The sequence below is a fragment of the Spiribacter onubensis genome, from assembly GCF_040838425.1.
In the GTDB taxonomy this organism is placed as follows: domain Bacteria; phylum Pseudomonadota; class Gammaproteobacteria; order Nitrococcales; family Nitrococcaceae; genus Spiribacter; species Spiribacter onubensis.
Genome location: NZ_JBAKFI010000001.1, coordinates 187,647 through 207,756 on the forward strand (window position 1 = coordinate 187,647; position 20,110 = coordinate 207,756).

Below are 20,110 nucleotides of genomic sequence, written 5' to 3' on the forward strand. Positions count from 1 at the left end.
GACGGGGCCGGCTATGACCGGCCCTGTTTGTATGCCCGGAACACTGAGCGGGAGATTACACGGGTGAACGGAAGAAGGGTCGTCGTCACGGGACTCGGCATTGTCTCCCCGGTGGGGAACGGGATCGAGCCTGCGTGGGACCGGATCAAACGCGGCGAGAGCGGCATTGCACCCATCGCGCGTTTCGATACTGAACAGTTCGCAGTGCGCTTCGGCGGCGAGATCCGTGACTTCGACGTCACCGCCTACATCAGCCGCAAGGACGCCCGCAAAATGGATCCGTTCATCCACTATGGCGTCGCCGCCGCGGTGGATGCGCTGAGCGATGCCGGCCTGGAGATCACGGAGGAGAACGCCGAACGCATTGGCATCTCGGTGGGTTCAGGCATCGGCGGCATCCACTCCATTGAGGAAGGGCACAAGAGTTACCTCGAGTCGGGGCCCCGCCGGATCACTCCGTTTTTCATCCCCAGCGCGATCATCAACATGGTGTCCGGGAACCTGTCCATCCTGCTGGGTGCGAAGGGTCCGAACGTGGCGACCGTCACGGCCTGCACCACGGCCACGCACAATATCGGCATGAGCGCCCGCATGATCGCCTATGGCGATGCCGATGCCATGATCGCAGGCGGTGCGGAATTCGCCACGACACCGACGGGGCTTGGCGGCTTCGCCGCCGCCCGCGCGCTGTCCACCCGGAATGACGATCCCCAGGGCGCGAGTCGGCCGTGGGATCGCGACCGTGACGGGTTCGTGCTGGGCGATGGTGCGGGCGTGCTGGTGCTGGAGGAGTACGAACATGCGCGGCGTCGGGGCGCACCGATCTATGCCGAGGTTTCCGGATTTGGCATGAGCGGTGATGCCCATCACATGACGCTGCCCGCGGACAGCGGGGAGGGCGCGCGTCGGTGCATGGACCTGGCATTGAAGGATGCCGGGATGAATCCCGGGGACATCGACTATATCAATGCCCATGGGACGTCCACGCCGGCCGGTGACCGCGCCGAAGTCCATGCGGTGATGGGCAGCTTCGGCGAGCGTGCGAGACGGCTGCCAGTGAGTTCAACCAAGTCCATGACCGGGCATCTGTTGGGTGCCGCAGGCGGTGTGGAGGCGGTGTTCACGCTGCTTGCCATGCGTGACAGCGTGCTGCCGCCCACCATCAATCTGGACGCGCCGGACGAGGACCTCGACATGGATTTCGTGCCCAACGAGGCCCGCGACGAGAGGATCCGCGCGGCGCTCTCCAATTCGTTCGGCTTTGGTGGAACCAACGGCACCGTGATCTTCCGCGCTCTGGACGCGTGACCCGGGGCGACACCGACTGCCTGGTGAATGGCCACCCGGCGACCGCCGTCGCCGTGGCGGACCGCGGTCTCGCCTATGGCGACGGTGTCTTCGAGACCATTGCGGTGGTCGATGGGCAGCCCCGGCTGCTCCCGGCGCATCTCAGGCGTCTGCAACGGGGTTGTCAGCGCCTCGGACTCACTCCATGGGTCCTGGAAGAGTGGCAGTCCGATGTCGATCAAATCGACCTGCCGCGCTACGGCGGACTGCGCCTCAGTGTCACTCGGGGTGTGGGTGGCCAGGGTTATGCACCACCGACATCGCCCCGCTGCACGCGGATCACCCGTATCCTGCCCGCGCCGCGACGGCCGAGCGAGTGGTGGTGGGATGGCATCGATGTGCGCTGGTGCGATACCCGGCTCGCCATCCAGCCGGCGCTGGCGGGCATCAAGCATATCAACCGCCTGGAACAGGTCCTCGCCCGCGCGGAGTGGCAGGACCCGGCCATTGCTGAGGGACTGATGCGCTCGACCCGCGGAGAGGTCATCGAAGCAACCTCATGCAACATCATCGTTGACGCGGGTGACCGACTGCTGATCCCGGATACGCGGGAATGCGGCGTGGATGGCATCATGCAGCAGTGGCTCATCTCCCGCGCGCAGTCGAGTGGCATCGCCGTCGAGCGCGCGGCGTTGAATGCGGAGGCTTTGATGACATCCTATGGCGTTATGCTCACCAACAGCCTCATCGGGCTCTGGTCCGTCCGTCGCATTGAGCGCAGTCCTCTGCCGCGCTCGGCGCGGGCTCAGTGGCTCCAGGCGCTTATTGCCGACCATCGACTCGCCCTGATGCCCGGGGTGATGGCGCAGTGACCCGGCGGCGCGGCACCATCGCGGCCGGCGTGATGCTGCTGGCGCTGTCGGTCCTCGCAGCGCTTGCCTTCACGCTCGCCGTCCAGCGGATCGAGGGGACGCCGCTGGAGACAGACGAGTCCGCGGTGATCGAAGTCCCCGCCGGGAGCAGTTTCGCCGCGGTTGCCGGGCAGCTCTCCGAGCGCGGGCTGATTGATCATCCTTGGCTACTGCGTCTCTATGCGCGATGGAACGGTCTGGCGAACCGCATACAGGCCGGTGAGTATGCAATTGAGCCCGGCACGACCGCGGCCGGCCTGGTTCGGCGCATGGTCAATGGCGAGGTCGTTCAGTATTCGCTCACCCTCATCGAGGGCTGGCGTTTTGATGAGCTGCTCGCCGCCGTGCATGCGCATCCGGCCGTCAAGCGCACCCTCGAGGCCGATGCCACCGAGTCGCAGATCATGGCCGCGATTGACCGCGGCGCGATCCCGGCGGAAGGGCGTTTCCTTCCGGAGACCTATCATTTCCCCCGCGGGATATCCGATATCGATATCCTGCGAAGGGCGAATCGCGCGCTGGAGGCGACCCTGGACGATGCCTGGCGGAACCGCGCCGACGGGCTACCCATCAAGAGCGCGGATGAGGCGCTGATCCTCGCCTCCATCATCGAAAAGGAGACCGGCCTGGCCGAGGAGCGGCGCCGGATCGCCGGTGTCTTCAGCCGTCGGCTCGAGCGCGGCATGCGACTGCAGACCGATCCGACGGTCATCTACGGCCTGGGAGAGGCATTTGACGGTGATCTGCGTCGCATCCATCTGCGAACCGATACGCCATACAACACCTATACCCGCCACGGACTGCCACCCACGCCGATCGCGCTACCGGGGGCCGCAGCGATACGGGCCGCCGTCGATCCCGCCGAGGGTGACAGCCTCTACTTTGTCTCCCGCGGCGACGGGAGCCATGTCTTCTCAGCCACGCTGGATGAACATAACGCAGCCGTGCGGCGCTACCAGCTGGGACAGGGAGGCTAAGCCCATGGGAGACGGGCGTTTCATCACCGTGGAGGGCATCGAGGGCGCCGGCAAGACGACGGCGATCGATATCATCCGCGACTGGGTGAAGGGGCAGGGTGGCGACCCGCGGCTCACCCGCGAGCCGGGCGGCACGGCGCTCGGCGAGGAGCTCCGGGATGTCCTCTTGCGGCATCGCGAGGACGGCATGTCGGCCGAGGCCGAGGTGCTGCTCATGTTCGCCGCTCGTGCCGAGCACCTCGACCGGGTCATCCGACCGGCGCTCGCCGCCGGCCGATGGGTGATCTGTGACCGCTTCACCGATGCCAGTATCGCCTACCAGGGCATGGGACGCCGGCTCGGCATCGACCGGGTCAGATCACTCGGCCAGTGGACCCACCCGGATCTGGCGCCGGACCTGACACTCTGGCTCGATCTCCCCGTGACGCTCGGGCTTGAAAGGGCTGCGGGCCGCAGCCGGCCGGATCGCTTCGAGTCGGAGCAGAGCCGCTTCTTCGAGGCGGTCCGCCATGGCTACGCCACCATCGCGGAGCAGGAACCCGCGCGGGTTCAGCGCATTGACGCCAGTGGTACGCCGGCCCAGGTCAGAGACGGCATCACCGCCGTCCTGGAGGCACGATTTGGTGGATGAGGGCCCCGGGCTCAAGGCGCCATTGCCATGGCAGGCTGATGCCTGGCGGCGATTTCTCAGCGCCACCGAGGCGGGCCGTGTTCCACACGCCATCATGCTTGGCGGCGTCGCCGGGACGGGAAAACGAGAACTGGCGCTTGCCATGCTCGCCCGTCTGCTCTGCGAAGCGCCCGGCAGCGGCGGCGCCTGCGGAACCTGTCGGGGCTGCCGACTGCGCATCGCCGGCAGCCATCCGGATCAGATGCTGATCGAACCGGAGAGCGACGGCAGCGGTGTCCTCAGGATCGAGTCGGCGCGCGCACTGACCGAATTCACGCATCGCACGAGCCAGTACAATGGCTATCGCGTCGCGCGGGTCATGCCCGCGGAGGCGATGAACCGGCACACCGCCAACGCCCTGTTGAAGACCCTTGAGGAACCACCCGCAGGCATGGTGATCATCCTCGTCAGCCATGAGCCGGGGCGACTGGGCGCGACGATACGGAGTCGCTGCCAGCATTATCGGCTCGGCACACCGGCACCGGCGCTGTCCATCGAGTGGTTGCAGCGGCGGGGCGTCGGGAAGGCCGGCGAGGTGCTGGAGCTGGCAGGCGGCAGTCCACTGACCGCGCTCGAGCTTGCCGGCGAGAACGGGACAGGACAACTGGACAGCCTGGTGGCAGCGATCGACGCCGTCGCCTCCGGTCGCCGCGGCGTGGTGGAGGCCGCCGCCGAGTGGCAGGCCGTGGGTGCCCTGCAGACAGCCCGGCTCATGCAGAGAATCGCCACTCAGCTCATGCGCGCCCAGGCCGATCCGCGCGCGGCGAGAAATGGCCTGGCGAAAGCGCCGGGCCTGCAAGCGCGCCTGGATCTAAAGCGGATAAGCCGGATCGCCGACCGCCTGCTGGCGCTGCGTGGCGCCGCGGATCAGAGCCTCAGCCGGGAACTGTCCATGGAAGCGCTTTTTCTCGTCTGGAGTGAAGGATGATTGTTGATTCCCATTGCCATTTCCACCTCCTTGAGCGCCCGGATAGCGCCGATGCGGCGCTGGAGGAAGCAAAACGGGCCGGTGTGGATGCCTTCCTGAACGTGGCGGTCGCCGCGGAGGACAAAGACGCCCTGATCGCCTTCAGCGAGCGGCATGCGGAGGTCTTCACGTCGGTCGGGGTGCATCCCTGTGGCACGGGCGCCGACCCGTCAGCCGAGGACCTGGCGGCCATGGCCGATCATCCGGCCGTTGTCGCCATCGGCGAGACGGGGCTCGACTATGGCGCCGGCCCCGGGGACTACGGCTGGCAGCAGGCGCGTTTTCGCCGCCATATCGAGGCGGCGAGACAGGCCCGTCGGCCAATCATCGTCCACAGCCGCATGGCGCCGGCGGACACGCTCCGGATCCTGCAGGAGGAGGGCGCCGAGACGGTCGGCGGCGTCATTCACTGCTTCGTCGAGGATGCCGAAATCGCCCGGGGGATGCTGGATCTGGGTTTCTATCTGTCACTGTCCGGGATCCTGACGTTCCGTCGTGCCGAGGCGCTGCGCGAGACCGCAACCGGGCTGCCGATGGACCGACTGCTGGTGGAAACCGACTGTCCCTACCTGGCGCCCGTGCCACACCGCGGACAGGAGAACCGCCCGGCCTGGGTCCAGGAGGTCATTGAATGCCTCGCCGGCCTGAAGAAAACAACCGCAGCCAGCGTCGCCGACCGCACTGCGGAGAACTTCTTCGCCTGCTTCCCCCGGGCCCAATCCGCGGCGCTCACAGGCTAGACGAGCTGCTCGATGATGCGGAAGCCGGCGAGGTAAGTCCCGACGGCCGAGCCGATGGTGGCAAACAGGAACACGAGCAGGGTCCGAGCCACTCGGTTGCGCCACCAGCCGCGCCAGTCCGAGACGGCATCACGGAGCCCCCGGAAATCCTCCACCCGAGGCCGGCGGCTGAACAGCTCGATCGCCGCCGCCACGAACCCCGCGCCGATGGTCGGATTGAGCGAGGTCAGGGGGGCGGCGAGGAACGAGCCGATCACCGTGAACGGATGACCACGGGCGAGGGCGGCGCCCAGGGCACAGAGCCCGCCATTGATCAGCACCCAGTCAGTGACCAGTTGCCAGCCCAGATCGCTGCTCCGGCTGAAGCCGATGGCGAAACCGGCCAGTATCACGACCACCACCACCCAAGGGATGACTTTCGGCCAGCGTGCCGGTCGCGGGATCGTCTCCAGCGACTCGCGGGCCTGCCTGGGCTCGGTGATGCCCTGGTTCAGTGCCGCCTCAAGCCCCGCCAGATGACCGGCGCCAACCACCGCCAGCACGCGGCGCGGCGGTGTCTCCGCCGCCTCGATCGATTCCAGCAGACATGCGGCCATGTAGCGGTCGCGCTCCGCGATCAGCGGTTCGAACAGCGTGGATGAGCCGGCGGCGAACTCGCTGAACGTCGCCTCGAGCATGTCTCCCTGTTTGAGCTTCTCGATATCCGCAGCGCTGACTTCGTCGCGCGAGAACAGACTACCGAATAGACCCATGAACAGCGACGGCCGCTGCCACCACGGGACGCCCCGGTAGATTCGCTTGAGCGTCGTGCCGATATCCCGATCGATGAGCCAGAGGGGGAGGCGACGGCGCCGGGCACCTCGGGCCGCGGCCTCGAGTTCTGCCCCCGGGCGGATATCGAACTGATCCGCCAGCCGCTGCTGGTAGGCGCCGAGGGCCAGACTCGCCATGACCATGCCGGCGCGGCCGCTGCGCAGCACCTGGAAGAGATCCAGTTTCTCCAGGGCGGCGGGATCGGTCAGGCTCTGGTAGCGACTCTCGCAGAGTTCCACCGCAACCGCGTCATAGTCCTCCCGGTCGATCTCTCGGCGCACATCGGCGACGCTCTGCGCCGATACATGCGCAGTGCCGAGCAATACGATGGTCGTGTCATCGACCATGACCTCGCGGATGAGATGGGTATCCTCGGCCGGATGCATGTCTTCGCCTGCTGCTTGCCAGCCCCGGATTATCCACCAGCCGACCGCCCGCGTGCCAGCAGATCACGCAATCCACCGACAGGACGGGTGTTGAGCACGTCGCCGGCCGAAAGCCAGGCCCGTCGCGCCTGATCCACACCGTATCGCATGAAATCCAGCTGCGCCGGGCTGTGGGCGTCGGTGCCGATCACCAGCATGACACCGGCATCCCGGGCCGCCCGGGCATTCTGATCATTCAGATCAAGACGTTTGGGTTGCGCATTGATTTCGAGCGCAATGTCATTCCGCACAGCCGCCTCGAATAGCCGGTCCATATCCAGCGCCATTGGACGACGCGTCCCGATCAGCCGACCGGTGGGGTGGGCGATGATCCGCATGAGCGGGTGGTCCATGGCGTCAAGCAGCCGCTCGGTCTGTGCCCGCCGCCCCAGATCCAGGTGACCATGAATGGCGCCGATCACGTAGTCGAGACGCTCGAGAATGGTATCCGGCAGATCCAGCGACCCATCGCGCAGGATATCCACTTCGCAGGATTTCAGGATCACCAGATCATCAAGACGCTCATTGAGGACATCGATATCATCGAGCTGCCGGGTGAGGCGGTCGGCGTCCAACCCATTGGCGACGCGCACCGCGCGGGAATGATCGCTGATTCCTAGGTACTCCCATCCGCGCTCCCGGGCCGCTTCGGCCATTTCCTCTAGGCTCGCCTTGCCATCGGTCGCCGTGGTGTGGGTGTGCAGGTTTCCCCGAATGTCTTGCGCATCGATCAGCGTCGGCAGGTCATCATTCTCGGCGGCCTCGATTTCCCCGCGGTTCTCACGCAGTTCAGGCGGGATCCACGGCAGGGAAAGCGCTGCATAGACCGATTCTTCGGTATCCCCCGCAACCGTTTGATCATCATCGAAAAGCCCATACTCATTAAGCTTCCAGCCATGGCCCTGGGCCCGTCGTCGCAGGGCGATATTATGATCCCGGGATCCAGTGAAATAATGCATCGCCGCGCCGTAGGCGCCATGCGGCACGACGCGGATATCCACCTGCAACCCGCCGCGAAGCCGCAGCGTTGTGCGCGTTTCCCCACTTGAGATGACTTCGGCGACATCCTCATGGCGGGTGACCGCGCGGGACACCGCCGCCGGATCGCTCGCCGAGACGACGATGTCAAGATCGCCCACGGTCTCGCGGCGGCGGCGGTAACTCCCGGCGATGGTTGCCTGATCGACCCCAACACGCCGCCGGATCCAAGCCAGCAGCGATTCCGCCATCTCTTCCGCATCCGCAAGCAGTGTCCGGGCCGGCGAATGCCTTACAAGGCGTTCAATTTCGTGGAGGATGCGCTGTTCGGTCTTCTCGCCAAAGCCGGAGAGGGTCCGGACGCGCTTTTGACGGGCGGCGTCGGCCAGCTCATCAACGCTGGTGATGCCGAGTCCCTCATAGAGCGCATGGGCGCGCCTGGGCCCGATCCCGTTGATATCCAGCAATGCCGTCAACCCGGCCGGCAGTTCATCGGTGGCGGCATCCAGCCGCGCCAGATGACCGGTTTCGACATAGCGCGCAATCTGACCGGCGAGATCATCGCCGATGCCCGGCAATTCGGTGAGATCCTCACCGGCGGCGAGCATGTCACGGATCGGCCGCGACTGGTCACGCACGGTCGAGGCCGCATTGCGGTAGGCACGGACCCGGAAGGGATTGGCGTCACCAATCTCCAGCAGGTCCGCGAGTGTCTCGAAGGCGTTGGCGATATCTCGATTCCGCACGGGCATACCGTGTTCGACGCCCCGCCCGGATCCAGCGTTCACTGCGTATAATATATATTATGTTAAATATTGGAACGGCCATTGGATGGCGATGCATCAATGGCCTCAACCGGAACCTGGGGCCTCCACCACCGTCGAACAGCCATGGCCGATGTCTACTACCAGAATCGCGAAGAAGCCGCCAACCGGCTCGCCGACAGGCTCGCGGAAACCGAATGGTCGGCACCGGTGGTGCTCGGCGTTCCTCGGGGCGGCGTTCCGATGGCGGAGATCATTGCGGCACGCCTTGGCGCTGCCCTCGACGTGGTGCTTGTGCACAAGATCCGCGCCCCGGGCAATCCCGAATATGCGATTGGCTCGGTGGACGAACCCGGGCATGTGACCCTGTCCGATCATGCAACCGCGTCGGTGGATGATGAAGCCGTCCGCCGCGAGATCGAGGAAGAAAAATCCGTTCTTGCCACGCGCCGCCACCGTTACGGGCAACCCCGGCAACCGCTCTCGGGGCGCGATGTGATCATCGTCGACGACGGGGCCGCCACCGGCGCGACGATCGAGGCCGCCATCAATGCCGTTCGCGGCGCCAATGCCGCCAGCGTCAGCATCGCCCTCGGAGTAGCCGCCCCGGAGGTCGTCCGGCAGCTTGAGCAAATGGCCGATCACGTCGTCTGTCCAAGCCAGCCGGCCGGGTTCATGGCCGTCAGCCAGGCATTCAACGAATTCCCGCAGGTCAGCGACAGGGAAGTCGAAAGGATTCTCTCCGGCTAGGCGGTGATGACCTCATCCCAGTGCTCACGGATATCCCATTCCTGACGGCTGAAGGTCTCCGCCGGCAGCCCGAGAACGGCGTCGATGAAGCGGGCCACATCCGCCGGTCGGGTCAGTTCGCCCATCTCCTTGAGCGCACGGAATCGCTCCACAGCCGGGAAATCCGATTCATCCTGAGCGCGAATCAGTGATTGCATGGGCGTATCCACCACGCCGGGGCGCAGGCTTCCAATGGCGATGCCGGTCCCGACAAGCTCCTGCCTGAGCACCTCATACACCATGTACAGCGCAGCCTTGCTGGTGCAGTAGGCCCCCCAGCCGGGTAGCGCCCGATGGGCGGCCCCCGAGGAAATATTCAGGATGCGCGCACCCTCGCCCATCCGCTCGCGCAGCCGGCGGGTCAGTGCGATGGGTGCCTCGACATTGATGGCGAGGCTCTGACGAATGGCCTCCGCCGGCTGCGCGAGCAGCGGGCCTACCGGTGCAAGAACCCCAGCGTTGTGCACCAGAAAGCGCACGGCACGCCCTCCGACCGCCGCCTGCAGCGCGGCCTGACCTTCCTCCGTGCTGACATCGGACTGGCAGGGTTCAATGCCCGCCTGCCGGTCCGCCAGCTCCTCCAGCGGCTCAGCGCGACGCCCTGCAACGACGACGGCATCCCCCTGCCCCGCCAGCCTCAGCGCGAGCGCTCGACCGATGCCTGTGCCGCCACCGGTGATGACCGAAACGGTCTGTGTCATCGCGATGCTCCTCAGTTCACGTTCCGCCGTGGCTCGCCCTCGCGCCAGCCACGGATATTCTCGACGGTCTGATCGACGATCCGCTGTCGGGCGCGCTGGCTGCCCCAGGCGCTGTGCGGTGTGACCAGCAGATTGGGCACGCCTGCGGCCAACAGCGGATTGCCCGCCACGGGTGGTTCGCAGGAAAGGCCATCGATCCCTGCCCCGGCGATCTCCCCGGTGCGCAACGCCTCAACCAGGGCCCTCTCGTCCACCAGTGCCCCGCGGGCGGTGTTGATCAGCAGGGCCGTCGATTTCATGCGTCTCAGGACCGCCGCGTCGATCATCCCCCGGGTGGTTGCCGTCAACGGACAGTGCAGTGTCACGATATCCGCCTCAGCAATGCCCTCTTCGAAGCGGACACGGCCCGCCCGAGGCGCCATCACGCCCGGGCGCTCGGCAATCATCACCCGCATGCCCAGGGCCTCCGCCTTTTGCTCCACGGCGGCGCCCAGCGTACCGTATCCGATCACCAGCAACGTCTGCCCGGCCAGTTCCCTGATCGGGTAGTCGAGAAAGCAGAAATCCGGCGACTGTTCCCAGCGCCCACGACGAACCGCCTCCACATAGTCGACCAGCCGGGTGCAGAGCGCCAGCATCATCCCGATCGCGTGCTGACTGACCGCCTCGGTTCCATAGGCTCGGCAATTGCACACCAGGACGCCATGCGCCCGGGCGGCCTCGACATCGATGTTATCAACACCCGTCGCCACGACATTGATCAGGCCAAGCGACGGGCAGGCATCAATCATGGGCGCGTCAATGACGACTTTGTTGGTGATCACGACCTCCGCGCCGTCGATACGCTCGGCGCACCGATCCGCCGGCGTCCGGTCATAGCTGGCCCAGCCGGGACAGAGTGAGTCCAGCGCCCGGAAGTCGAGATCGCCATGATCAAGGGTATCTCGGTCAAGGAAAACGGCCCTTGTCATGCTTTGCCCCCGCGCTGCCTGAACCTGCTGCGGAGCGTACCGGAGACCCGGGGTTATGCACAGTTACGGTGCGGTGGCCATTTGCCGCGACGCGCCACGACGGGATAAGGCATTTGGGCGAATGTGACAATCCCTGTTCTAATATAAAGGCGCTAACTTATTGTATCTAAACGATAAGAACGATATGGCGAAGATTCATCCAATTTAACGAGACCCCGCATCCCACAAGGGCTTAGCGCCCGTCATCGGGAAAACATCCACAATCTTATCCACAGGTTTTGTGGACAACATCGGCAGCCGCTATCCTTGCGCGATGTATATCGGTCCACACAAGATCAACGGAAGCGTCTTCCTCGCGCCGATGGCGGGCGTGACGGACCGCCCTTTCCGCATCCTCTGCCGCCGGCTCGGCGCGGCCCTTGCCGCCTCGGAGATGGTCGGCTCCAACCCGGCGCTGCGCGAGACACGCAAGTCCCGCCTCAAGCGCGATCATCGCGGGGAGCCCTCACCCCGCGTCGTCCAGATCGCCGGGGCTGATCCCCGCGTAATGGCGGAGGCGGCGAGCTTCAACGTGGATCATGGGGCGGAGATCATCGACATCAACATGGGGTGTCCGGCAAAGAAGGTGAATCGCAGGCTCGCCGGATCCGCGTTGCTGGCCGATGAGCCATTGGTCGCGCGTATCCTCAGAGCCGTGGTGGGAGCCGTGGACGTCCCGGTCACACTCAAGATACGAACCGGACCCAGCGCCGAGCAGCGCAACGCCGTGCGCATCGCCCGGATCGCCGAGGACGCCGGTATCGGTGCCCTCGCCCTGCACGGTCGGACCCGCGATCAACACTATCGCGGCGAGGCCGAGCACCAGACGCTGGCGGCGGTCAGACGGGCCATCAATATTCCATTGATCGGCAATGGCGATATCACCGCTCCGGCCGACGCGCGCCGACTGCTTGAGGTCACGGGCTGCGATGCGGTCATGATCGGTCGCGCCGCCCAGGGCAGACCATGGATATTCCGCGAGGTACAGCATTTCATCGAGACCGGGTCGGTTTTGCCCCCGCCGGCCCCCGGTGATGTCCAGCGATGGATGCTGGGTCACCTCCAGGCACTGCATGCGTTCTACGGACCGGGCCAGGGCGTTCGCGTGGCGCGCAAGCACATCGGCTGGTACCTGCAGGCGCTCCCCGGGGGTGATGCGTGGCGCCGGCGACTGATGCGGGTCGAGCGGGCCGATGAGCAGCTCAGCCTGGCAGCAGAGGCGATCACGGCCGTGACGGCCGGCATGAATACGGCAGCGCCGGTGGCCGGATCAGCGCATTAATCGCCGGCGGGGCTTGATGGGCAGCTGGCCACGCCAGTAGAGGATCATGAGCAGCCCGAACGCCATGCCGCCCAGATGGGCGAAGTGCGCCACACCCGACATTGAGCCGGTCACTCCGGCATATAGCTCGAATGCACCGTAGAGGATAACGAAATACTTCGCCTTGATCGGAATCGGCGGGAAGAGCAGCACCAGCTGCTGATTCGGAAACATCATGGCGAAACCGAGCAGGATCCCGAACACTGCGCCGGAGGCCCCGATGGTCGGATAGATGCTGCCGCCATCCGCCGCCATGGTGGCCACGACGAGCTGGATCAGGCCCGCGCCCACCAGGCAGACCAGGTAGTAGACGAGAAAGGGCCGCGATCCCCAGAAACTCTCCAGCGCGGTACCGAACATCCATAGCGCGAACATGTTCACGAATAGATGCAGCATGCCGCCATGCAGAAATCCATAGGTGAGCAGTTGCCAGATCTCGAAGCCGGGAATGCCTCCGCCAACGAGCCGGGCGTCAAGGCCCTCCGTGCCCAGTGGCCAGAGGCCGAAGCCGATCACCATCGAGGGCCCGAGCAGCAGATAGGCCACGAAGCCGAGCCCATTGGCGATCAGCATCGTGAGGACGACCGGCGTATCATTCAGGTTTCGTGGTCCCATCCCGGCATGATACGGCGGCCGAGGGGACGGACGCCACTTGTCGACGCCGCTGGCCGGCGTTAGCGTGCGCGCATCAACGCCGAGGAATCATCGGAACCATGGCCGACAATACCGGCATCACCGCGCATCCGCTGCGTGACGCACTGCTCCGGGAAGCGCATGCCCGCCCCTTCGAGAGTCTCGAGGGCCCGCTGCAGGTCTCACACCTGGTGCTGCATACGGGCACCAGCGGCCGCAGTGCCGAGGTCGCCCATATGACCGAACTCTGCGAGCGGCTGCAGATCGACCCGCCGGATGCCGAGGCCGGACATTTCATCCTCCAGGCGCGCGGATTCCGCCTGCGCTGGGAGCGTCACACCGAGTTCTCCACCTACACCGTTTTCGTCAACGGCAACGAAACGGCCCCGTTCGCCGAACCCGCCATGCAGCGGCTCCCGGCCCAGTGGCTGCCGGATCTGCCTGGCGAACTGCTCGCCGCGATGCATGTCAGCCTGGTGCCGGCCGCCCAGGCCGACACCAGCCCGGCCGCCCTCGCCCGCTGCTTTCAGCCGGACAGTCTGGCCGGCAGTCGATGCAGTGGCGGTGCCGCCTCGGTGTGGACGGATTTCCTCGCCGATGGCGACGGATTCCTGCGCTTCCTGGTGGTCGATGAGTCTCTCAACGCCATGCAGGCCGGGCGACTGATCCAGCGCCTGCTCGAACTCGAGACTTACCGGTTCATGGCGTTATTGGGCTTTCCGCTGGCCCGTGAGCTGTCGCCGGACATCACCGATATGGAGACGCGGCTCGGCACCCTCATGGATCGGCTGTCCACCGTCGCCGAGCTGGCCGATGAACGCGAGTTGCTGAGCGCGCTCTCCGAGCTCTCGGCCCGGGTGGAGCGCATGATGGCCCGGACCAATTTCCGCTTCAGTGCGACCGCCGCCTACGGCACCCTGGTCCGACGGCGTCTGAAGGCGCTGCGCGAGCAGCGAATCGAGGGCGTGAGCACGCTGGATGAATTCATGGAGCGGCGACTGGCACCGGCCCTCGATACCTGCGTGCACATGGGGGAGCGCCTCGAGAGGGTGTCCAGCCGGGTCAGTCGCGCCGCCAACCTGCTGCGGACGCGAGTGGACGTGGCGCTGGAGGCCCAGAACCGCGACCTGCTCGACTCCATGAACCGCCGGGCCCGCCTGCAGCTTCGGCTCCAGGAGACCGTTGAGGGGCTCTCGGTGGTCATCATCAGCTACTATGCCGTCTCGCTCATCGGCTATGCCTTCAAGGGTCTGAGTGAATCGGGCGTGAGGGTTGATGCCGATATCGCCACCGCTCTCAGTATTCCCGTGGTGGTCACCGTGGTGGCCATCGGCATGCGCCGGGTCCGGGGGAAGGTACTGCGCGACGATGCCGACGCGGGCTGAATGGCGCGAGGCCATGCGGCGCCGCTGGCCACTGCTGTGGCGGAGCATGATCATCGTGGCCATCGCCGGCGGTGTGGTCGCCCTCTGGCAGGTCTACAACCTCGAGGCGTACACCGAGATCGGCCGCCTCCTTGAGCTCGGGGCCCGGCTCAGGGCCCAGCCGTGGGCGGTCCCGGTCATCATCCTCCTCTACATCGCCGCCGGGGTCGCCTTTCTCCCGTTGACCGTCATGGTGGTCGCCACCATCCTCGTCTACGGCCCGGTGGGCGGCTTCCTGCTCGCCAACGCCGGCACCATCGCCACCGCATTGAGCAGTTTCCTGCTCGGGCGCTTACTCGGCGCCGAGCCCCTGCGGCGACTGGGCGGACCGACCCTGAGACGACTCAATGCCCAGGCCGGCCGACACGGAACGATGATCGTCACCGCCCTGCGGGTCATGCCCGTGGCGCACTTCCATGCCGTGAGCCTCCTCTCGGGTGCCTCGGCCATCGGCTTCTGGCCCTATCTCAACGGCACACTCATCGGCACGGTGCCGGGGATCGCCATCATTGCCGCGGTGGGCAACCAGACCAAGCGCCTGCTGCTCGACCCGGATCTCGCCGGCTTGATGGTACTGACCGGACTGGGTGCGTTCAGCCTCATCGTCCTCTACGCGATGCGGCGCTGGATGCGGCGGTACGCATCGGGGACCGATAATGATGCGGAGCAGCAATGACTGGTCTCCCGGGTCAAACCCCTTTAGACTTCGCTGCCAAAATCACTCACGCAAGGAGGACCGAGAACCATGGACCACATCGGGCAAATGCAGCGCACCATCGAACGCCTGACCAGTCCCGGACGGGGCATCCTGGCCGCCGATGAGAGCTATCCCACCATCACCAGGCGACTGTCCGATCATGGCATCGAGTCCACCGAGGAGAACCGGCGCTTCTACCGCGGCCTGCTGGCCAGCACGCCGGGAATCGGCGAGTACGTCAGCGGCATCATCTTCTTCGAGGAAACCCTGGGACAGCGCAACGATGACGGCGTAATGATCCCGGCGGCCTGCGAGCAGCAGGACATCGTGCCCGGCATCAAGGTCGACAAGGGCGTGGTCGAGCTCGCCGGCAGCGGCGGCGAGAAGGTGACCCAGGGTCTGGACAACCTGGGCGATCGTCTGGACGGCTACCGCGACCAGGGAGCGCTGTTCACGAAGTGGCGGAATGTCTACAGCATTACCAATGGCACGCCGGGCGTTCAGGCCCTCGAGGCGAACGCCGAGGTGCTGGCCCGCTATGCTGCCATCGCGCAGTCACGTGGCATGGTGCCGATCGTCGAGCCCGAGGTACTCATGGATGGCGACCACGACATGGCGCGCTGCGCCGAGGTGACCGAAGCCGCCCAGAGCACCGTCTTCGCGGCCCTGCGCCGGCACAACGTCATCCTCGAGTACATCATCCTCAAGCCGAACATGGTCCTGCCCGGCAAGAGCCAGCCGCGGCCGAGTCCCGAGGTGTGTGCCGAGGAGACCCTGCGGGTGCTGCGCCGGACGGTCCCGGCGGCGGTTCCCACCATCAACTTCCTGTCCGGTGGTCAGACCAGTGAGGAGGCCACCGCCAATCTCAACGCGATGAACCGTGCCGGCGGGGCCAAGCCCTGGGTACTCAGCTTCTCCTACAGCCGCGCGCTACAGAATCCCGTCCAGGCCGCGTGGAATGGCGACCCCGCCAACAAGGAAGCGGCACAGCGCGCCTTCCTGCACCGTGCCAGGCTCAATTCTCTGGCCCGCAATGGCGAGTACGACCCGTCCATGGAGCAGGCATCGGTCTGATCAGCGTGCCCAAAGCGAGCGGTCAGAAAGGCTGGGCTCCCGGAAGGGACCCAGCCTTTCTCATGGGTCGGCGGCCGGCCCGCCGCCCCGTCACCGGATGACGATGAAGAACGCGCCGCCACCACGCCGCACATTCAGCAGCAGCTGATCCGCCCCTTCCACGCGCTCGCGGAACGCCGCGAGGGAGCCGACATCCTGGCGGTTCACCGATGTGATGACATCGCCCGGCCGCAGATACTCCGAGGCGGGACTGCCGGACTGCACGTCCGCGACCAGCACACCACTGACCTCACCGAACAGCGGCGAGCGCTCGTCCACCTCGCTGAAGGTCGCCCCGGCAAGCCCGGGATGCATGGCATCCGCTCTCACCTGACCACTCGCCGGATCGGCAACGGTGGCCGTGGTCTCCCGTTTCTCACCGTCACGCACGTAGGTGAGATGCACCTCATCGCCGATCCGCAGGAGGCCGATCGCGTTGGCCATGGCGTTGGCATCGGAGACCGGCGTTCCGTTCACCTCCACGATGACGTCACCGGCCTCGAGTCCGGCCTCGGCCGCCGGCGAATTCGGTGTGACCTGTGCGACCAGGGCACCGTTCGGGCGCTCGATGTCAAACGCCTCGGCCATCTCCGGGGTCAGGTCCTGGACTCGGACCCCGAGCACACCACGCTGCACCTCGCCGTACTCGATGATCTGCTCCATGACCTGACGGGCCATATTGACCGGGACGGCGAAACCGATCCCGATATTGCCGCCACCGCGGGAGAGGATCGCCGTATTGATCCCCACCAGCTCACCGCGCAGGTTGATCAGCGCGCCGCCGGAATTGCCCGGATTGATGGAAGCGTCGGTCTGTATGAAGCTCTGCAGGCGCGCGCCACCGCTACCAGGGAGCGTCCGCTCCAGCCCGCTGACCACGCCGGTGGTCACGGTGTGCTCAAGGCCGAAGGGATTACCGATGGCCATGGTGTAGTCACCCACGCGCAGCTCACTCGAGTCGCCCAGAGGGAGCGCCGCGAGCCCATCCCCATCGACCTGCAATACCGCGATGTCCGTCTCGGGATCGGAACCGACGATCTCCGCATCCAGCTCACGACCGTCGTCGAAGGTCACCTGGATCTGGTCGGCATTGGCAATGACGTGATGATTGGTGAGGATATGGCCGGCATCGGCGTCCACCACGACCCCTGAGCCCAGGGACTGCACCTGACGCTGCCGGGGCTGTTCCGGGACATCGAAGAAGCGCCGGAAGAAGGGATCATTGAGCAACGGGTTGGATTGCGTTTCCACCGTTCCCGAGGTGGCGATATTCACCACCGCCGGCGAGACCTGTTCCACCAGCGGCGCGAGACTGGGGACACTGCCGTCGGGATTGACGATCTGGCCCGGCACCGTCAGCGGCACCGCGAGCATCAGTACCGTGGCCACCGCCAGGACGCGTCGAAGCAGGACAAAGCGGGTCAGGGTCAGCATTGTTCGATTTTCTCCAGGTAGCGATCACTCCAACGCCTTATTGCGGCCGGCGTTGCGTTTTTTCAAGCTTTGCGGTTTACACCCGGCCGCCATCACCCCCACCCTCGGCGGTGAAGGTCACCGAAGCCAATCAACGGAGCGAATATGAGCGATCAACCCCAACACAGGGCCTTGCTGGTCGTGGACATGCAACCCGATTTCATGGAGGGCGGCGCACTGGCCACTGAGGATGGCAGTTCGATCATCCCACCGATCCGAGCCCTTATGCTGAGCGGCCTATACAGCGACATCGTCGCCACCCAGGACTGGCATCCGCCGGGCCACGTCTCCTTCGCCAACAGCCATGATGCCGAGCCGTTCAGCGTCATCCGGCTATACGGCCACGATCAGGTCCTCTGGCCGGATCACTGTGTGCAGACCACCCCGGGCGCCGAGCTGCATGCCGACCTGCCCTGGGAAATGGCCAGTGTGATCATCCGCAAGGGCGAAGACCCGTGGGTTGACAGCTACAGCGGCTTTCTCAACAACTGGAACAGCGAAGGCGAACGACCCGCCACCGGACTCGCCGGCTGGCTGAGGGACCGGGGCGTCACCGCCGTGGACTGCTGCGGCCTGGCCCGCGACTACTGCGTCAAATGGACGGCCCTGGATGCGTCGGCCGCCGGTTTCGAGACGGGCTTCCTCTGGGACCTCACCCGACCGGTGGACGGCAACGCCGATCCGGACGTGCGTACCGACCTGGATCAGGCCGGCGTTCGGGTGATCCCCGGGGACGGACAGACGCGCTGAGTCAGCGCCGGCTGGCCGTCAATGCTCGCGGGTGGCCCGGAATTCGATGTCGGGCCACCGCTCCTCGGTCAGCTGCAGGTTGACCCGTGACGGCGCGATGTAGGTCAGAGCCCCGGAGACATCCTCGGCCAGGTTCTCCTGCTGGCGGTCCCGGAAACGGGCCAGTTGCCTGGTGTCATCGCTATAAACCCAGCGGGCGGTGGATACACCCACCGGCTCGAACTGACAGTCGACGCCGTACTCGCTCTTCAGCCGGAAGGCGACGACGTCGAACTGCAGCGCCCCCACTGCCCCGACGATCAGATCGTTGCTGATCAGCGGCCGGAAAAGCTGCGAGGCGCCCTCCTCGCACAGCTCGACCAGTCCCTTCTGAAGGGCCTTCATGCGCATCGGGTCCTTCAGTACCGCCCGCCGGAAGAGCTCCGGGGCAAAATTGGGGATACCCGCGAACTTGAGGTCTTCACCCTGGGTGAATGTATCGCCGATCCGGATCGTCCCATGGTTGTGCAGACCGATGATGTCGCCGGGGTAGGCGGTCTCGACATGCTCCCGGTCCGAGGCCAGGAAGGTGATCGCGTTGGCGATCTTCACATCCTTGCCGATGCGCGCATGACGAACCTTCATGCCACGCTCGAACGCGCCGGAGCAGACCCGCATGAACGCGATGCGATCACGGTGATTGGGATCCATGTTCGCCTGGATCTTGAAAACGAACCCGCTCAATGCGGTCTCGTCCGGCTGGACGACACGGGTCTCGGTCTCGCGTGGCTGCGGCGGCGGGGCATGCTCGACAAACCGATCCAGCAGCTCGCGCAGGCCGAAGTTGTTGATCGCCGAGCCGAAGAACACAGGGGTGAGTTCACCGGCCAGATACGCCGCCTCGTCGTATGCATTCCCGGCCTCGCGGACCAGCTCCACCTCATCACGCAGCTCCTGCGCCTGGTCACCGAGCACTTCATCAAGGCGCGGATTGTCCAGCCCGTCGATGGATTCGCCCTGCTGGATGCCGCCGTCGTGGTGGGCATTGTAGAGATGCACCCGATCGTCCAGCAGGTGGAAGACACCCCGGAAGCGCTTGCCCATGCCAATGGGCCAGGTCACCGGTGCGCAGCGGATCTTCAGGATCCGTTCCACCTCGTCCATCAGGTCCATGGGGTCCCGGCCCTCGCGGTCGAGCTTGTTCATGAAGGTCATGATCGGTGTGGTCCGCAACCGGCAGACCTCCATCAGTTTGATGGTCCGGTCCTCAACGCCCTTCGCCGCGTCGATCACCATCAGCGCCGAGTCCACCGCCGTCAGCGTCCGGTAGGTATCCTCTGAGAAGTCCTCGTGGCCGGGCGTGTCGAGCAGATTGACGATGCGCTCGCGGTAAGGGAACTGCATGACCGAGGACGTCACCGAAATGCCCCGCTCCTTCTCGAGCGCCATCCAGTCGGAGGTGGCATGACGGTTGGACTTGCGCCCCTTGACCGTGCCCGCGAGCTGGATGGCGCCGCCGAAGAGCAGCAGCTTCTCGGTCACGGTGGTCTTACCGGCATCAGGGTGGGAGATGATGGCGAATGTGCGGCGACGCGCCGCCTCGCTGGCGATATTGGTGTCTGACATTGACGCTGGGTACTGTCGGCTGCGGGATGGCTCGGCGGAAAGTCGTCGAGCCACGTTGGCTG

19 protein-coding genes are annotated in these 20,110 nt (G+C 65.7%); 12 read left to right on the top strand and 7 right to left on the bottom strand.

All coding sequences use genetic code 11. The features are described 5' to 3' along the window. Positions 1-63: 63 nt before the first annotated feature. Genes fabF through V6X63_RS00980 form a run of 6 tightly spaced genes read left to right on the top strand, consistent with a single transcriptional unit; the run spans position 64 to position 5,552 of the window. The gene (fabF, locus tag V6X63_RS00955) at positions 64-1,308 is read left to right on the top strand and encodes a beta-ketoacyl-ACP synthase II (protein WP_367977901.1); all 1,245 of its coding nucleotides are present in this window, start codon (positions 64-66) and stop codon (positions 1,306-1,308) included. Continuing rightward, on the top strand, positions 1,305-2,159 hold the full coding sequence (gene pabC / locus V6X63_RS00960) for an aminodeoxychorismate lyase (RefSeq protein WP_367977902.1): 855 nt from the start codon (positions 1,305-1,307) through the stop codon (positions 2,157-2,159). The genes fabF and pabC overlap by 4 nt, the downstream gene beginning before the upstream one ends. Next, a complete protein-coding gene (mltG, locus tag V6X63_RS00965; RefSeq protein WP_367977903.1) occupies positions 2,156-3,175 on the top strand; it encodes an endolytic transglycosylase MltG in 1,020 nt (339 codons plus the stop codon). The genes pabC and mltG overlap by 4 nt, the downstream gene beginning before the upstream one ends. Positions 3,176-3,179: 4 nt before the next feature. Then, on the top strand, positions 3,180-3,806 hold the full coding sequence (gene tmk, locus V6X63_RS00970) for a dTMP kinase (RefSeq protein ID WP_367977904.1): 627 nt from the start codon (positions 3,180-3,182) through the stop codon (positions 3,804-3,806). After that, positions 3,799-4,773 (top strand): DNA polymerase III subunit delta', encoded by a 975-nt coding sequence (gene holB / locus V6X63_RS00975; RefSeq protein ID WP_367977905.1) that lies wholly within the window; start codon positions 3,799-3,801, stop codon positions 4,771-4,773. The genes tmk and holB overlap by 8 nt, the downstream gene beginning before the upstream one ends. Then, complete coding sequence (locus V6X63_RS00980; protein ID WP_367977906.1) at positions 4,770-5,552, top strand: TatD family hydrolase; 783 nt, start codon at positions 4,770-4,772, stop codon at positions 5,550-5,552. Before holB ends, V6X63_RS00980 begins: the two co-directional genes overlap by 4 nt. On the opposite strand, the gene V6X63_RS00985 is transcribed toward V6X63_RS00980, so the two are convergent. Continuing rightward, a complete protein-coding gene (locus tag V6X63_RS00985; RefSeq protein ID WP_367977907.1) occupies positions 5,549-6,751 on the bottom strand; it encodes a TraB/GumN family protein in 1,203 nt (400 codons plus the stop codon). The genes V6X63_RS00980 and V6X63_RS00985 overlap by 4 nt on opposite strands. Before the next feature lie 29 nt (positions 6,752-6,780). After that, positions 6,781-8,520, bottom strand: coding sequence for a DNA polymerase/3'-5' exonuclease PolX (gene polX / locus V6X63_RS00990; RefSeq protein ID WP_367978108.1), 1,740 nt, complete (start codon positions 8,518-8,520; stop codon positions 6,781-6,783). A 138-nt stretch (positions 8,521-8,658) separates the two neighbouring features. Here polX and V6X63_RS00995 point away from each other — a divergent pair, with 138 nt between their 5' ends. Beyond that, positions 8,659-9,282, top strand: a complete 624-nt coding sequence (locus tag V6X63_RS00995; protein ID WP_367977908.1) for a phosphoribosyltransferase — start codon at positions 8,659-8,661, stop codon at positions 9,280-9,282. On the opposite strand, the gene V6X63_RS01000 is transcribed toward V6X63_RS00995, so the two are convergent. Then, entirely contained in the window at positions 9,279-10,022 is a 744-nt protein-coding gene (locus V6X63_RS01000) for an SDR family NAD(P)-dependent oxidoreductase (RefSeq protein WP_367966728.1), read from the bottom strand. The genes V6X63_RS00995 and V6X63_RS01000 overlap by 4 nt on opposite strands. Before the next feature lie 11 nt (positions 10,023-10,033). Next, the gene (locus V6X63_RS01005) at positions 10,034-10,993 is read right to left on the bottom strand and encodes a D-2-hydroxyacid dehydrogenase (RefSeq protein ID WP_367977909.1); all 960 of its coding nucleotides are present in this window, start codon (positions 10,991-10,993) and stop codon (positions 10,034-10,036) included. Positions 10,994-11,306: 313 nt separating this feature from the next. Here V6X63_RS01005 and dusB point away from each other — a divergent pair, with 313 nt between their 5' ends. Next, positions 11,307-12,314 (top strand): tRNA dihydrouridine synthase DusB, encoded by a 1,008-nt coding sequence (gene dusB, locus V6X63_RS01010; protein ID WP_367977910.1) that lies wholly within the window; start codon positions 11,307-11,309, stop codon positions 12,312-12,314. On the opposite strand, the gene V6X63_RS01015 is transcribed toward dusB, so the two are convergent. Continuing rightward, positions 12,303-12,968, bottom strand: a complete 666-nt coding sequence (locus V6X63_RS01015; protein WP_367966731.1) for a rhomboid family intramembrane serine protease — start codon at positions 12,966-12,968, stop codon at positions 12,303-12,305. The two genes, dusB and V6X63_RS01015, sit on opposite strands and share 12 nt — an antisense overlap. A gap of 98 nt (positions 12,969-13,066) precedes the next feature. Between V6X63_RS01015 and V6X63_RS01020 the strand changes: the two genes are divergently transcribed. The 3 genes from V6X63_RS01020 to V6X63_RS01030 all read left to right on the top strand — a co-directional run bounded on the left by V6X63_RS01020 (position 13,067) and on the right by V6X63_RS01030 (position 16,181). Continuing rightward, a complete protein-coding gene (locus V6X63_RS01020) occupies positions 13,067-14,371 on the top strand; it encodes a DUF3422 family protein (protein ID WP_367966732.1) in 1,305 nt (434 codons plus the stop codon). After that, the gene (locus tag V6X63_RS01025; protein ID WP_367977911.1) at positions 14,355-15,086 is read left to right on the top strand and encodes a TVP38/TMEM64 family protein; all 732 of its coding nucleotides are present in this window, start codon (positions 14,355-14,357) and stop codon (positions 15,084-15,086) included. The genes V6X63_RS01020 and V6X63_RS01025 overlap by 17 nt, the downstream gene beginning before the upstream one ends. 69 nt (positions 15,087-15,155) lie before the next feature. Beyond that, entirely contained in the window at positions 15,156-16,181 is a 1,026-nt protein-coding gene (locus tag V6X63_RS01030) for a class I fructose-bisphosphate aldolase (RefSeq protein ID WP_367977912.1), read from the top strand. Between the two features lie 90 nt (positions 16,182-16,271). Here V6X63_RS01030 and V6X63_RS01035 read toward each other — a convergent pair whose 3' ends face one another. Continuing rightward, positions 16,272-17,654 carry a DegQ family serine endoprotease gene (locus V6X63_RS01035; protein WP_367977913.1) on the bottom strand — a complete coding sequence of 461 codons (1,383 nt, stop codon included), beginning with the start codon at positions 17,652-17,654 and terminating at the stop codon, positions 16,272-16,274. 144 nt (positions 17,655-17,798) lie between these two features. Between V6X63_RS01035 and pncA the strand changes: the two genes are divergently transcribed. After that, positions 17,799-18,443 (top strand): bifunctional nicotinamidase/pyrazinamidase, encoded by a 645-nt coding sequence (gene pncA / locus V6X63_RS01040; RefSeq protein ID WP_367966736.1) that lies wholly within the window; start codon positions 17,799-17,801, stop codon positions 18,441-18,443. An 18-nt stretch (positions 18,444-18,461) separates the two neighbouring features. Here the strand turns inward: pncA and V6X63_RS01045 are convergent, their stop codons facing one another. Next, complete coding sequence (locus V6X63_RS01045) at positions 18,462-20,048, bottom strand: peptide chain release factor 3 (protein ID WP_367977914.1); 1,587 nt, start codon at positions 20,046-20,048, stop codon at positions 18,462-18,464. Between the last annotated feature and the right edge of the window lie 62 nt (positions 20,049-20,110).

Coding starts and splice junctions, on each gene's coding strand:
- dusB (WP_367977910.1), top strand. CDS start 11,307: ATGTATATCGGTCCACACAAGATCAACGGAAGCGTCTTCCTCGCGCCG.
- pncA (WP_367966736.1), top strand. CDS start 17,799: ATGAGCGATCAACCCCAACACAGGGCCTTGCTGGTCGTGGACATGCAA.
- V6X63_RS00995 (WP_367977908.1), top strand. CDS start 8,659: ATGGCCGATGTCTACTACCAGAATCGCGAAGAAGCCGCCAACCGGCTC.
- V6X63_RS01005 (WP_367977909.1), bottom strand. CDS start 10,993: ATGACAAGGGCCGTTTTCCTTGACCGAGATACCCTTGATCATGGCGAT.
- V6X63_RS00985 (WP_367977907.1), bottom strand. CDS start 6,751: ATGCATCCGGCCGAGGATACCCATCTCATCCGCGAGGTCATGGTCGAT.
- tmk (WP_367977904.1), top strand. CDS start 3,180: ATGGGAGACGGGCGTTTCATCACCGTGGAGGGCATCGAGGGCGCCGGC.
- V6X63_RS01030 (WP_367977912.1), top strand. CDS start 15,156: ATGGACCACATCGGGCAAATGCAGCGCACCATCGAACGCCTGACCAGT.
- V6X63_RS01025 (WP_367977911.1), top strand. CDS start 14,355: ATGCCGACGCGGGCTGAATGGCGCGAGGCCATGCGGCGCCGCTGGCCA.
- V6X63_RS01035 (WP_367977913.1), bottom strand. CDS start 17,654: ATGCTGACCCTGACCCGCTTTGTCCTGCTTCGACGCGTCCTGGCGGTG.
- V6X63_RS01015 (WP_367966731.1), bottom strand. CDS start 12,968: ATGGGACCACGAAACCTGAATGATACGCCGGTCGTCCTCACGATGCTG.
- V6X63_RS00980 (WP_367977906.1), top strand. CDS start 4,770: ATGATTGTTGATTCCCATTGCCATTTCCACCTCCTTGAGCGCCCGGAT.
- V6X63_RS01000 (WP_367966728.1), bottom strand. CDS start 10,022: ATGACACAGACCGTTTCGGTCATCACCGGTGGCGGCACAGGCATCGGT.
- polX (WP_367978108.1), bottom strand. CDS start 8,520: ATGCCCGTGCGGAATCGAGATATCGCCAACGCCTTCGAGACACTCGCG.
- V6X63_RS01045 (WP_367977914.1), bottom strand. CDS start 20,048: ATGTCAGACACCAATATCGCCAGCGAGGCGGCGCGTCGCCGCACATTC.
- V6X63_RS01020 (WP_367966732.1), top strand. CDS start 13,067: ATGGCCGACAATACCGGCATCACCGCGCATCCGCTGCGTGACGCACTG.